This is a genomic window from Streptosporangium roseum DSM 43021, assembly GCF_000024865.1.
Classification (GTDB): Bacteria; Actinomycetota; Actinomycetes; order Streptosporangiales; family Streptosporangiaceae; genus Streptosporangium; species Streptosporangium roseum.
In genome coordinates this window covers 7,808,294-7,821,323 of the sequence record NC_013595.1, presented here as the reverse complement: position 1 = coordinate 7,821,323, position 13,030 = coordinate 7,808,294, and the positions used below count along the sequence as shown (strand labels likewise).

Sequence of the window (13,030 nt, the reverse complement as noted above, 5' to 3'; positions counted from 1 at the left end):
ACCTACACCGGAGGCTCGTCGGGAATGTCAGCGATGTCATCGAGGGCGATGGCCAGCTCCTCGGGGTCGTCGCCGATCCGCTCGGCGATCTCGATCAGCACGTGCAGCACGTCGTGCCGGTCGTGGCCGAGGTCCAGCAGCCGCTGGGCGGCCTCCCAGAGCTGCGGAGGGTCGCCCTCCCAGAGCCGGCCGGCGATCTCCTCGTGCCAGGCGAGGTGCTCGTCGTAGTCCGGCCGGTTGAGCTCGCCCCCGTGGTCGATGCCCAGCAGCACCCGCCGGTCGGCCTCGTCGGACGGGTTCAGCAGGTCGAGCTTGATCTCGCCGTGCGTGCCCTGCAGGAACGGGAACGCGAACACCCGCCGGGCCAGCGCCGACAGGTCGCCGTCCGGCAGCAGCCGGTCCAGCAGGTCGCGGTCGAGGCCGAAGGTCGTCGGGTCGCGGTAGGTCTCGGCGAACCTGGCGGTCGTCTCCCAGATCCCGTCGAGCGTGGCGCGCAGGCCCTCGTCCGGCAGCCCGGTCCGGCGCGCGGCGAAGCGCGCCCAGGCCCCCAGAACGTACGGCACCGCCTCCTGCTCGGCCGGGCTGAGCATGACCTTGCGCGGCAGCCAGTCGAGCAGGAACGTCTCACACTTGGTCGGGCTCACCCGTAACGGGCGGCCGAAATCCTGGTCGCAGCCGTAGTCGATGATGTGGTCGGCGCAGCGCGAGGCCGCCGAGGGGTCCGACAGGTGCTCGGCCGCGTCCGAGGAGAGGAACTCCGCGGCCAGCATCGCCCGGCGGTCACGGCTGTAGGGGGCCTCGCTGTGCAGCGGCGCCGGGCGCTTGCGGCCGGGCGGCAGCGCCTTGATCCGGGACCGGGCGAAGGCGTGGTAGGCGCTGTAGCTGTCGCTGACCGGCGCGGTCGTCCTGCGGTGGCCGTACTCCACGGTGGCCTTCATGGCGGATTCGAGCAGCGCTCTGGCCTGCTGCGGCTCGATCTCCTCGAACCTGAGCATCGGGTTGGCCTCGGCCTCGGCCGCGGCCTGCTCCAGGAGCTTCTCCACGTGTGAGGAGACCCAGGCGTCGCGGGCGATCCCCCGCATGTTGTAGTCGACGACCACGACCAGCGCGTGCCGGTCCTCGCCGCTGTCGGCGCCCCGGTAGGCGAAGGTGCACACCACGGTGTCCTGGTCGCCGTAGGCGTCGCGGGAGACGAAGCACCCGGTCGGCTTGACCGCGCCCAGCCGGTCGGCCCAGCGGGGCCTGGCCACGTCGCGCTCGATGAGCGCCAGCGCCGCGCCCTCGGCCTTGGCCGCCTGGCGGGCCGTGCCGAGATAGGCCAGGGCGATCAGCAGGGTCAGCGCGGCCGGGGATCCCGCCTTGGCCGCGTAGTCGACCAGCCCCTCGCCGAGGACCTGCTCGGCGTCCCCGCGCCGCAGGCGCCGCCCCCACCAGGCTCCGACCATGTCGGAGACCATGAGCTCGGCGTCCAGCGGGCTGCGTACGGCCAGCAGCTCGCGAGCAGCGATCAGCATCTCGGAGAACACCTCGTCCGGGGACTGGCTCTCTCGGGGATCTCGACGGTGTCGCCGGCTCAAGCAGCCTCCTCCGTCGGCCGTATGAGCCCAGTGCCACCGCGCTGATTGGCTCGCTCGCTTCGCTCGCTCACGTCCCAACCTTCTCGCATTCCCGGGCCAAACGGTGCGTGGAACACGGCCCGGTGATCCCGATGTTACCGGGGACTTCGCGGTGGCGGCGCGGAGTTCACGAGGGCGAGCAGATGCTCGCGGGCGACGCGTTCGATCACCTCGGGCGTCGCGTCCACCCTCAGATGCTCGGCGCAGGCCCGTACGTCGGCCACGCACCGTGCCACGGTGCCGAGCGGGACGGTGAGGAACTCGGCGGCCAGACGGGCGCTCACCGGGTCGTGGAACGTCGTTGTGCCGCCGGTGAAGCGGATCGCGAGAGCGGGCATGGGTGTCGCATTCCTCCGGGTTTCCGGGGGGCATCCCCCGGATGGACGGCGGGGACGTGCGTTCTCATTCCACAACTTATCCCGGGAGTGTCAACCCTTGGATGGGCGACATGCGAAGCTGACCCCAATCCTGACTCGATTTGTCGACCGGGGAGTAAACGAGTGTCCCCGAAGGGGCAGCCAAATCGCCAACGAGTCAGTAGCCTGATCTTGCTTGGGACGCTGACGGAGACGAGGTGGGCAGTTGTCGGGACGGTCCGGCTTGATCCTGCTAGGGTCCTGGCCGCATACGTTCGAAGGCGTCGGCGATGATCACGCCGGCGTTCCGGGAGGGCAGTGGGAGCGGCGTCAAGCCCAGGTCGGCGCAGGTCGGCGGGGGTGAGGACGCGAAGCAGTCGGAAGAGTCCGGAACCGGGCCGATCGCATCGCGGTGCGACTGCCGCCGCGCTCCCCGAAGGGGGGCGGACGCGGTGGGGGACGGCATCATCGTTCGGCTTCGGCCGAACGCCGGTCGGGCGACGCCCATGCCGGGGAACCCGCGCGTTAGCGTGGAGCCTCCGGTCTTCGGACCCGGGAGGTTCGCGGGATGCGCTGACCGCATCATGGGCGGGGCTTCCGTCCGCACGCACCCATCGCCGATGATGTACTGCAGGATCCGGTCCCCCGGAGCTGCGCTACGCCAATTCGCAAGTTTGGAGATGTGCCTCGTGGGAGACCCTGGCACGCGACGGAGGTGCCGACCATGAGCGCCGAAACCTCCGTGCCCCGTCCCCGGGAGTCGGGTGTGGACATCTCAGACCCCGGCCTGCTGCAGGGCCTGTTGTCGCAGTCGCCGTTCGCCTTCGCGTTCTTCGACCCCGACGGCCGCTTCCAGCGGGTCGACGAGGTCTTCGCCGACGTGGTCGGTCTCCCGGTCGAGCGCCTGGTCGGCCGGGCCCCGGGCGAGTTGCTCTCCGCCGACCTCACCGCGCTGGTGGAGGGGTCGGTCCGCGGCGTCGTCGAAGGGACCGGGGTCGAGGCGGACCAGCGGATCCGGGTGCGCACCGCCGACGGGCAGACCCGTCACTGGTCGCTGACGTTCTCCCCGATCCACGACGACAAGAGCGAGCTCCGCGCGGTCTGCCTGGTCGGCGTGGACATCACCGAGAGCAGGCAGGTCGAGGAGGACCTGCGGCGCAGCGAGGAGCGCTACCGCTCGCTGGTCGAGGCGCAGTCCCAGCTCGTGTGGATCACCGCCCCGACCGGGGCCGTGGTGGAGGACGCGCCGCAGTGGCGCGCCATCACCGGCCAGGGCCTGGAGGAATACCTCGCCCACGGCTGGCTGGAGGCCGTCCATCCCGACGACCGGCCGCACGCGGAGGAGGCCTGGCGCGAGGCGCTGCGCGGCCGGATCATGTTCGAGTGGAACTACCGGGTCCGCACCCGGGCCAGCGGTTACCGCCACTTCGAGGTGCGCGCGGTCCCGATCATCCGCCACGGCCGGGTGGTCGAGTGGGTGGGCGCCAACACCGACGTCACCCCCCAGCGCGAGGCCGAGGAGATGCGCGGCCGGCTCACCGACCAGCTCGGCGCGGCCGCCCTGCGTACGGCACGGCTGCAGGGCGCCACGGCGCAGCTCGCCGAGGCGCTCACCGTCGAGCAGGTCGTCCAGGTCATCATCGACGTCGGCCGTACGGCACTGGCGGCCGACCGCTCGGCGGTGGCCCTGCTCGACGTCGAGCGGGCCGCGCTGAAGCTGGTCAACAGCGGTGGCATCCCCGATGTTCCCGGTGCGCCCGGCGAGGAGATCCCGCTGTCGCACTCCAGCGTGATGACCATGGCGGTCAACAGCCGCCGTCCGGTCTTCGCCGAATCGCCCGACAGCCTGCGCTCCCAGCTCGTGGACGCCGGGGGCGACGACGAGGCCGTCACCGGCTTCATCGACCACAGCGACGAGCGGGCCTGGGTGGGCCTGCCGCTGCTGGCCGCGGGACGCGCGCTCGGCGCGCTGAGGTTCTCCTTCACCCGTCCGCAGAAGATCTCCCAGGAAGACGGCGTGTTCCTGGAGGCGCTCGCCGGGCAGTGCGCCCTGGCCGTGGAGCGGGCCACCCTGTTCGAGCGTGAGCACCGCACCGCCGAGACGCTCCAGCGCAGCCTCCTGCCCGATCGCCTGCCGGTGGTGCGCGGCCTGGTGCTGGCCCAGCGCTTCCGCTCGGGCAGCCGTCACGTGCAGGTCGGCGGAGACTGGTACGACGCGTTCGTCCTGCAGGACGGCCGGGTCGCCGCGGTGGTCGGCGACGTCATGGGCAAGGGCGTCAAGGCCGCGGCCGGCATGGGCCGCATCCGCAACGCGATGCGGGCCCTGGCGCTGACCAATCCGCCGCCCGCGGCGGTCCTCACCGGCCTGGACCGGGTCTTCGAGGCCACAGAGGAGGAAGAGCAGGTCACCACCCTCGCCTACATGGTCGTCGAACCCGGCACGGGAGAGGGCACGCTGGCGCTGGCCGGCCACCCGCCGCCCCTGCTGGTCTCACCGCAGGGCATGCCGCTGCTGTGCGACGGCGAGCCGGGCACCCCGCTCGGCTGGCCGACGAGCCGCAGGCAGTTCCGGTTCTGTGTCCCGCCGGGGCACACCGCTGTCCTTTATTCGGATGGTCTGGTGGAGAACCGGAAGCGTGGGCTGGATGCCGGACTCGCTGAACTTTGCTCTGTTGTGACCGAAGCGCCGCCCGAAGTCGTCGGAAGTCCGCATATGTTGCTGGATTTCCTTGTGGATCGGATGCTGTCGGGGTATGAGCAGGATGATGACGTTACGGTGCTGGCGATTCACGTCCCTCCGGCCACGAAGAGTGACTGAATGAAACAGTCATAACGGTTGCTTTCGGGTATCGGTGCCTCGCTTCCGTACGCACTACTCTCTTGGTCGGCCTAGGGTGGAGGGCAACCGCCAGGAGGCGGCCGTATGGATCACGGTGTCGTGCCACAATGCTGGACAGGTGCGTCGCGGTTCGCGGCCTCGTTCATCATGACAACTAGAGGTATCTGCCCCTAGTGGGCATCTGGGTCCATTCTCGTCACGCTTTCCTTCGAGAGGTGTTCGTGTCGCCTGCAAGTTCGACTCGCTCGAAGCCATCCGAGCTGAACGAGCCCGTCATTCAGCAGCTGATGGAGCGGGGGCGCTCGCAGGGGTTCCTCGAGTCCGAGGATGTCCGCAAGGCCGTCGAGGAAGCGGACATTCCGATGGCGCAGGTCGCTGGAATCCTGCGCAGCCTCAGCAAAGAGGGCATCACCGTACGACTGACTGCTGAGGACTCCGCGGCTCCCAAGAAGTCTCGGACTTCGACCAAGCGCCGTACCCCCGCCGCTCCCGCCACAGTCAAAAAGACCAAGACCGCCGCGGCGGCCAAGGAGCAGCCGGAGACCGTCACCGCGGTCGTCGGCGGCTCCGAGCCCACGCCCGCGGCCAAGAAGCCGACGGCTCCCGCCAAGAAGGTCGCCCCGGCTGCCAAGAAGCCGATCCCCGGACCGCCGCCGAAGAAGGCCGGCCCCGAGGGGATCGCACCCGCGGCCAAGTCCGAGCCCAAGCCGAAGACGGCCGGTGGCGAGGACGACGAGGTCATCGAGCTCGAGGACGACGTCGAGATCGAGGACTTCGACCTCGAGGTGGAGGTCGAGACGGAGGTCGAGGTCGAAATCGAGGCCGAGGCCGAGGTCGAGACCGAAGAGGAGCCGAAGGTCGAGGTCGTCGAGCAGAACGAGGACGAGGTCCTCATCCTCTCCGACGACGATGACGACGCTCCCGTGCCGCAGGTCGCCGCCGCCGGCGCCACGGCCGACCCGGTCAAGGACTACCTCAAGCAGATCGGCAAGGTCCCCCTGCTCAACGCCGAGCAGGAGGTCGAGCTCGCCAAGCGCATCGAGGCCGGCCTGTTCGCCGAGGAGCAGCTCGGCACCGACGGGGACAAGCTTCCGGTGGACGTCCGCGCCGAACTCGAATGGATCGCCGAGGACGGCCGCCGGGCCAAGAACCACCTGCTGGAGGCCAACCTCCGTCTGGTGGTCTCGCTGGCCAAGCGCTACACCGGCCGCGGCATGCTCTTCCTGGACCTGATCCAGGAGGGCAACCTGGGCCTGATCCGTGCGGTCGAGAAGTTCGACTACACCAAGGGCTACAAGTTCTCCACCTACGCCACGTGGTGGATCCGGCAGGCGATCACCCGCGCCATGGCCGACCAGGCGCGGACCATCCGCATCCCGGTCCACATGGTCGAAGTGATCAACAAGCTGGCCCGGGTCCAGCGGCAGATGCTTCAGGACCTCGGTCGTGAGCCCACTCCCGAGGAGCTGGCCCGCGAGCTCGACATGACCCCTGAGAAGGTCGTCGAGGTCCAGAAGTACGGTCGTGAGCCGATCTCCCTGCACACCCCGCTGGGTGAGGAGGGCGACAGCGAGTTCGGTGACCTCATCGAGGACTCCGAGGCGATCGTCCCGGCCGACGCGGTCAGCTTCACGCTTCTGCAGGAGCAACTCCACTCCGTTCTGGACACCTTGTCCGAGCGCGAGGCGGGCGTGGTCTCGATGCGCTTCGGTCTCACCGACGGTCAGCCGAAGACGCTGGACGAGATCGGCAAGGTCTACGGGGTGACGCGCGAGCGCATCCGGCAGATCGAGTCCAAGACCATGTCCAAGCTCCGCCACCCGTCCCGGTCCCAGGTCCTGCGCGACTACCTGGACTGAGGTCTCTTCCGACGAGGGCCCGCTGCCACCCGGCGCGGGCCCTGCGTCGTTGGAGGGGACGAGAGGCCGGGCCCCGGCCGGACGCGACATCCGGCGGTGCCCCGCGGCATGCCGCGACACGGCCGGCGGGACATGCCGGATGCCGTGACGCGGTCGCGGGTCACGCCGGGCCGGATGCTGCGACGTGGCTGCGGGTCACGCCGTGCCGGAATGTCGTGATGTGGCCGCGGGTCACAGCGGGCCGGATGCCGTGACGTGGCCGCGGGTCACACCGTGACGTCGAGGGTCCACGGACGCCTGCCCGCGGGGGCTTTGCCGAGGGCGACGGTGTGGCCGAGGCTGTCCAGGACCTTGACAAGCTCCTCCGGGGTCTGCGGGTCGCAGTCTCCCTCCAGCAGGGAGCGGGCGATCACTCCCCGGGTGGCCTTGGCCATGTGGCTGACGACCTTGCCGTCCTTGAGCACCCGTACGGCCACGGCCCGGCCGCCGGGTTGCCAGGCCGCCGCGTAGGTGCTGGAGCGCATGTCCACCACCAGACCGGGTTCGGCGTCGAGAACCGGGGCGACGGACCGGCGCCAGTAGGAGCCCAGGCCGCCCAGCGGCGGCAGCTTCACGCCCATGGACAGGCGGTACGGCGGCACCCGGTCGCCGATCCGCAGCAGGCCCCAGAGACCGGAGAAGATCACGAGGCTCTGCGCGGCGCGCCCGGCCGCCTCGGAAGACATCGAGGCCAGGCCGAGATGGTCGTAGAGCACCCCGGTGTAGAGCTCGGCGGCCGTCAGGGTGGGAGCCCCCCGCAGATCCCGGTTCTTGCCGATCTCGCCCAGCTGTCCCTGCGACAGTCCGAGCACGGTCTGCGCCCCGGATCCCGCGCAGAGCGCGACGAGCGCGTCCAGGACGACCTCCCGGGAGGCGTTCAGGGACGGGAAACTCAGCCGGGACAGCTCAAGAGCGGGGCCGTTGCCCAGCTCGGCCTTTCCCTCCGACGGAGGCAGCAGAATCAGCACAGTCGCCGAGCGTAGTGCGACGGGAGGGGTCCAAGCTCCACGGCCATGAACGGATCCACTGCTGTGAACGACGAAATCTTCGCCCGTCTCGTCGATCAGGCATGGCCCGCCGTCGACCGGGTGGATACGGGCGGATGGGTCATGCGCGCCATGGACGGGGTGACCAAGCGGGCCAACTCGGTGCTGCCGCTGGGGGAGCCGGAGGATCTGGGGGCGGCCATCGCCGAGGCGGAGAAGTTCTACGCCGACCGGGGGCTGCCGTGCGTGTTCTCCGTGGGCGGAGGCGCGACTCCCGGGCTGGACGAGGCGCTGCGGGCGCGTGATTATCAGATGGTGGACCCCACACTGGTGATGACGGCGCCGCCGGCGCGCGCCGTACCGGCCGGAGAAGGGGTCGAGCTCGCGCGGACGCCGTCACAGGCGTGGCTGGACACCTGGTGGAGCGTGGACGGGAGATTCGGTGACGAGGGCTTGGCGACGGCCGCGCGGATCCTCACCGGCGTGCCCGCCGTGTACGCCTCGCTGGGACGGCAGGCCGTCGGGCGGGGCGTCAAACAGGGAGAATGGTTCGGGATCTACTCCATGGCGGTGGTGCCGCACGCGCGGCGCCAGGGCCATGGCCGAGAGATATTGCGTGCCCTGCTCTCACATGCGCGGGAGCAGGGCACACGGAAGGCATATTTGGTCGTGGTGGAATCGAACGCCGCGGCCCGGTCGCTCTACGAGCAACAGGGCTTCACGGTGTCGGGCCGATATCACTACCGGGTCCGGTGATTCCTACCGTTCGTCATTGTTCGCGGTTGCAGGGGTGTCGCTGAGGCGTGCCGACTCGTCCTGGATGTCGGCGCCCTTGGCTCTCAGCACAGCTACGTGCTGCCGCCCGTGGTGGGCGCAGAAAAGCAGCTCCCCACCTACGGGCAGGGTTGCGCGGATGTAGGCCTGGGCGCCACACCGGTCACAGCGGTCCGTGGCCGTCAGCTGCTTGGCGGGGGCGAGGGTTCCAGTCACGTATCGCCTTTCAGGTCATCCCCTTGTGGAGGATCTGGCGTCAGTCACTTGAGAGAACATCTAACCCGATGCGAACGTTCCCAACCGACCCCCCGCTACGCCGAGAGCGGAAAGTGTCCGAAAGTAACGGCGAGCACGCCGGAAGTAACACTGTTGGCTACCTGATGGCAAGCTTGTACGCGCCGCGCCGGGAAGAACGGTAGGCTGCGCACACGTGTTCGAGCAGAGTGGGAGTGGGTGTGACCGCAGTTAGCGTGGAGACGGGTTATACAGCCCGTCATCTGTCGGTTCTGGAGGGTCTCGAAGCCGTCCGCAAGCGCCCGGGCATGTACATCGGGTCGACTGACAGTCGCGGTCTCATGCACTGCCTCTGGGAGATCGTGGACAACGGGGTCGACGAGGCCCTGGCCGGCTACTGCGACCGCATCGAGGTCGAGCTGCACGCCGACGGATCGATCGAGGTGCGCGACAACGGCCGGGGCATCCCGGTCGACGTCGAGCCCAAGAGCGGCCTGGCCGGAGTCGAGCTGGTCTACACCAAGCTGCACGCGGGCGGGAAGTTCGGCGGCGGCTCCTACGGCGCCTCGGGCGGCCTGCACGGCGTCGGCGCCTCCGTGGTCAACGCCCTGTCCTCCCGGCTGGACGTCGAGGTCGACCGCGACGGCCAGATCCACGAGATCAGCTTCCGCAGGGGCGTTCCCGGCGTCTTCGACGGCGACGGGCCCACCGCCAAGTTCAAGAAGAAGTCCGGTCTGCGCGACGGCGGCAAGCTCGCCCGCAAGGTCACCGGCACCCGCGTCCGCTTCTGGGTGGACCACCAGATCTTCCTGCCCGAGGCCGAGGTCTCCCTCGACGAGATCCACGTCCGCCTCCGCCAGACCGCCTTCCTGGTCCCCGGTCTCACCCTGGCCGTGCGCGACAGCCGGGGCGAGGAGGCCGTCGAGGAGGAGTTCCACTTCGACGGCGGGATCTCAGAGTTCACCGAGTTCCTCGCCCGCGACGAGGCCGTCTGCCAGGTGCTGCGGCTGCAGGGCGTCGGGCACTTCCACGAGACCGTTCCGGTCCTCGACGACCTGGGGCACATGACCCCCACCGAGGTCCAGCGCGAGCTCACCGTGGACGTCGCGCTGCGCTGGGGCAAGGGCTACGACACCACCGTCCGGTCCTTCGTCAACGTGATCGCCACCCCCAAGGGGGGCACCCACGTCAACGGCTTCGAGCGCGCCCTGGTCCGCACGCTCAACGAGCAGCTGCGCGAGACCCGCCTGCTGAAGAACGGCGACGCCCCGGTCAGCCGGGAGGACATCCTGGAGGGCCTCACCGGAGTGGTGACCGTCCGGGTGCCCGAGCCGCAGTTCGAGGGGCAGACCAAGGAGGTCCTGGGCACCTCGGCCGCCTCCCGGATCGTCTCCCACGTCGTCTCCCGCGAGCTCAAGGAGCTGTTCACCAACCCCTCGCGCGCGCTCAAGCCGCAGTTGCGGGCGGCCCTGGAGAAGATCGTCGCGGCGGCCAAGGCCCGCATCGCCGCCCGCGAGCACCGCGACAACCAGCGGCGCAAGACCGCCCTGGAGAACTCCGCGCTCCCCGCCAAGCTGGTCGACTGCCGCAGCGACGACGTGGACCGCAGCGAGCTGTTCATCGTCGAGGGTGACTCGGCGCTGGGCACCGCCCGCGCGGCGCGCGACTCGGAGTTCCAGGCTCTGCTGCCGATCCGGGGCAAGATCCTGAACGTGCAGAAGGCGTCCGTCGCCGACATGCTCAAGAACACCGAGTGCGCCGCGATCATCCAGGTCATCGGCGCGGGCTCCGGCCGCTCGTTCGACATCGAGGCCGCACGCTACGGCAAGGTCATCCTGATGGCCGACGCCGATGTGGACGGCGCGCACATCCGCTGCCTGCTGCTCACCCTGTTCCACCGCTACATGAGGCCGATGGTCGCGGCCGGTCGTGTCTTCGCCGCCGTTCCGCCGCTGCACCGGATCGAGGTCACCAACCCCGGTCGCGGTCAGGGCAAATACGTCTACTGCTACTCCGACGCCGAGCTGCACCGGGTCCTGCGCGACCTGGAGCGTCGCGGCAAGCGCTGGAAGGACCCTGTGCAGCGCTACAAGGGTCTGGGCGAGATGGACGCCGACCAGCTGGCCGAGACGACCATGGAACCCCGTCACCGGACCCTGCGCCGGGTCAGGATCGAAGACATCGAGGAGGCCGAGCGCATCTTCGACCTCCTGATGGGCAGCGACGTGGCGCCTCGCCGGGAGTTCATCGTGGGCAGCGCGGCCGAGGTCGACCGCGACCACATCGACGCCTAGACCGCCGACCGGGCCTCCGGTGGCAGCCCCACCCGGGCCGCCGTCCGGAGGCCTTCGCGCGTTCACCCCGCCTGCTTGAGCCGGCCAGACGGCAGCCGCCGCCGGCTTGAGCTGTACGGATGGACCGCCGGCGGCTGAGCCGTGTGGATGGACCGCCACCGGTTCGAGTCGTACGGATGGACCGTCGGCGGCTGGGCCGTACGGGCGGCGGCTGTACCGGACAGGGGCAGCGTCTGCGGTCGTGGTGCCCCCATGGTCACCGCCGGTCCGGTGACGGGTGACGGCCGTCTCTCCCGTCACCGGGGGCCGGCGGTGTGGCCGGCCCCGGTCGCGGGTGGGGGCCGGCACCCGTGCTCTCCGGTGCGCCCGCCCTGCCGCGGGCGGGACGCTACAGCTCGACCGGCATGAGCTTGCCGGTGTGCACGTCGTAGATGGCGCCACCGATGGCCAGGTCCGGCGGCAGGAACGGGCTGGTCCTGATGCGCGTCAGATCATGGCGCAGGGCGGCGTCCTGGTCGGGGACGGTGTGGAAGTCCAGGCTCCGGGTGTCGACGCCGTGCTGTGCGGCGAGCGCGTGCACATCGTCGTCGGTGCTCTTCGCCATGCCACAGTCGGTGTGCGGCATGACCAGCACCCGGTTCACGCCCAGGAGATAGACCGCCAGCACGAGTGTCCGTAACACGTCGTCGGTCACCCGGGCGCCGGCGTTGCGCAGGATCTTGGCGTCGCCGGGCTTCAGGCCGAACACCCCCAGTGGATCGATCCGGGAGTCCATGCATGTAACCACCGCCAGGCCGCGTGCTGCCTTACCGGTCAGGGCGGAATGGGTGAAGGCGGCGGAGAACTCCTTGTTGGCGGCCAGCAGGTCGTCGAAGGCACTCACGTGAACACCTTTCGGTCAGCGGAATCGACGGATTTATGATCCTGCATGCTCTTTTCGTCGAAGTTTCCGGGGGGCCTATCCGGCTCGACTTGGGGAAGATCCCACACTTCTCCTTCACCATGAGTGATGATGTCGTGACGCAAAGCGCGGAAAACTGGAGAGGGTCATGAGCAGGATCGAATCCCTGGCCGAATATCTGCGTGCCGAGGGCAGGCGGAAGCTGGACCGGGTGGAGGTCCGCGACGGGGGCCGCAACGCCCGCTCCGCGCTCGCCCTGCTCGACGCGGCGGCCTACACCCGGTCGCTCGGCGACGACGACCCGCTCATGGCCGTTCTCGTGGAGGCCGGATGTTTCGGCCCGCACGGCTTCGACGACTTCCAGCCGGGCGAGCAGGTGGCGGGGCTCGTCCGTTCCTGGGAGTCCGGTGAACCCTGGCAGTTGCTGATGGCGATCAGGTTCGCTCTCCAGGGGTCGCTGACCTGATCGGGGCCGCCGGCGCCCGTGACCTCGCCTCCGGCGCCGCCGCGGCCCCGGCTCCGGCGGGCCGCCCGCTCCAGGTCGCCGTTGCCGTACGGATCGTGTCGGGTCCGGGAGACGCGGCGGTGCTCGGTTTGAGCCTGCCCGCTGGGGAAACACGGATCGAGGCGGTCGCGCTGGGCTGGGCGCCCTGTGTGTGCTCGGCGCCAAGCGATGGTGAAACCCGGTGACACCGCCATAAGCTTGATACTGGTGTCCCGACTTGGAGGCAATCATGGCAATCGCACGGATGCGGTCGGTGGTTCTCGACTGCCAGGACCCGAAGCGGCTGGCTGATTTCTACAGCGCGATCCTGGGCTGGGCGATCACCTCGATCGAGGACGACTGGGTCGTCGTCACCGACGGGAGGCCCGAACGGATCTGCTTCCAGCTCGTCAAGGACCACCAGCCGCCCGACTGGCCCCACCCCGACCGGCCTCAGCAGCTGCACCTGGACCTGACGGTGGACGACCTCGACCGGGCGGAGGCCGAGGTGCTCGCGCTGGGCGCGGTCAAACACAGATACCAGCCGAGTGAGGACGGCAGTTTCCGCGTCTTCCTCGACCCGGCCGGGCACCCGTTCTGCCTCTGTGCGGACTAGGCGCTCCGCGCGGGCCGAGGTCTCCCCGGGGC

11 protein-coding genes are annotated in these 13,030 nt (G+C 69.7%); 6 read left to right on the top strand and 5 right to left on the bottom strand.

From position 1 onward, the window contains the following. Window positions 1-2 precede the first annotated feature (2 nt). Together SROS_RS34185 and SROS_RS34180 are read right to left on the bottom strand one after the other, a co-directional pair. Window positions 3-1,514, bottom strand: coding sequence for a hypothetical protein (locus SROS_RS34185; RefSeq protein WP_043657395.1), 1,512 nt, complete (start codon window positions 1,512-1,514; stop codon window positions 3-5). Window positions 1,515-1,711: 197 nt separating this feature from the next. Continuing rightward, window positions 1,712-1,954 carry a hypothetical protein gene (locus SROS_RS34180; protein ID WP_012893517.1) on the bottom strand — a complete coding sequence of 81 codons (243 nt, stop codon included), beginning with the start codon at window positions 1,952-1,954 and terminating at the stop codon, window positions 1,712-1,714. A 742-nt stretch (window positions 1,955-2,696) separates the two neighbouring features. On the opposite strand from SROS_RS34180, the gene SROS_RS34175 reads away from it, so the two are divergent. Further along, window positions 2,697-4,790: a SpoIIE family protein phosphatase gene (locus SROS_RS34175; protein WP_012893516.1), complete on the top strand. Its 2,094-nt coding sequence runs from the start codon at window positions 2,697-2,699 to the stop codon at window positions 4,788-4,790. A gap of 242 nt (window positions 4,791-5,032) precedes the next feature. Then, entirely contained in the window at window positions 5,033-6,670 is a 1,638-nt protein-coding gene (locus SROS_RS34170) for an RNA polymerase sigma factor (RefSeq protein WP_043657392.1), read from the top strand. Window positions 6,671-6,936: 266 nt separating this feature from the next. Here the strand turns inward: SROS_RS34170 and SROS_RS34165 are convergent, their stop codons facing one another. Further along, entirely contained in the window at window positions 6,937-7,677 is a 741-nt protein-coding gene (locus SROS_RS34165) for a YaaA family protein (RefSeq protein WP_012893514.1), read from the bottom strand. 63 nt (window positions 7,678-7,740) lie between these two features. Here SROS_RS34165 and SROS_RS34160 point away from each other — a divergent pair, with 63 nt between their 5' ends. Beyond that, a complete protein-coding gene (locus SROS_RS34160; RefSeq protein WP_012893513.1) occupies window positions 7,741-8,451 on the top strand; it encodes a GNAT family N-acetyltransferase in 711 nt (236 codons plus the stop codon). 3 nt (window positions 8,452-8,454) lie between these two features. Here the strand turns inward: SROS_RS34160 and SROS_RS48115 are convergent, their stop codons facing one another. After that, window positions 8,455-8,685 (bottom strand): DUF7455 domain-containing protein, encoded by a 231-nt coding sequence (locus tag SROS_RS48115; protein ID WP_012893512.1) that lies wholly within the window; start codon window positions 8,683-8,685, stop codon window positions 8,455-8,457. Window positions 8,686-8,924: 239 nt separating this feature from the next. On the opposite strand from SROS_RS48115, the gene SROS_RS34150 reads away from it, so the two are divergent. Continuing rightward, entirely contained in the window at window positions 8,925-10,997 is a 2,073-nt protein-coding gene (locus tag SROS_RS34150) for a DNA gyrase/topoisomerase IV subunit B (protein WP_012893511.1), read from the top strand. A gap of 388 nt (window positions 10,998-11,385) precedes the next feature. Here the strand turns inward: SROS_RS34150 and SROS_RS34145 are convergent, their stop codons facing one another. After that, entirely contained in the window at window positions 11,386-11,880 is a 495-nt protein-coding gene (locus tag SROS_RS34145; protein WP_012893510.1) for a beta-class carbonic anhydrase, read from the bottom strand. Window positions 11,881-12,046: 166 nt separating this feature from the next. On the opposite strand from SROS_RS34145, the gene SROS_RS34140 reads away from it, so the two are divergent. Then, window positions 12,047-12,364: a hypothetical protein gene (locus SROS_RS34140; protein ID WP_012893509.1), complete on the top strand. Its 318-nt coding sequence runs from the start codon at window positions 12,047-12,049 to the stop codon at window positions 12,362-12,364. A gap of 268 nt (window positions 12,365-12,632) precedes the next feature. Continuing rightward, complete coding sequence (locus SROS_RS34135) at window positions 12,633-12,998, top strand: VOC family protein (protein ID WP_012893508.1); 366 nt, start codon at window positions 12,633-12,635, stop codon at window positions 12,996-12,998. Window positions 12,999-13,030 lie beyond the last annotated feature (32 nt).

Bases quoted from the DNA above. Each gene is read 5' to 3' on its own strand.
- SROS_RS34185 (WP_043657395.1), bottom strand. From the start codon at position 1,514: ATGCTGATCGCTGCTCGCGAGCTGCTGGCCGTACGCAGCCCGCTGGAC.
- SROS_RS34180 (WP_012893517.1), bottom strand. From the start codon at position 1,954: ATGCCCGCTCTCGCGATCCGCTTCACCGGCGGCACAACGACGTTCCAC.
- SROS_RS34175 (WP_012893516.1), top strand. From the start codon at position 2,697: ATGAGCGCCGAAACCTCCGTGCCCCGTCCCCGGGAGTCGGGTGTGGAC.
- SROS_RS34140 (WP_012893509.1), top strand. From the start codon at position 12,047: ATGAGCAGGATCGAATCCCTGGCCGAATATCTGCGTGCCGAGGGCAGG.
- SROS_RS34135 (WP_012893508.1), top strand. From the start codon at position 12,633: ATGGCAATCGCACGGATGCGGTCGGTGGTTCTCGACTGCCAGGACCCG.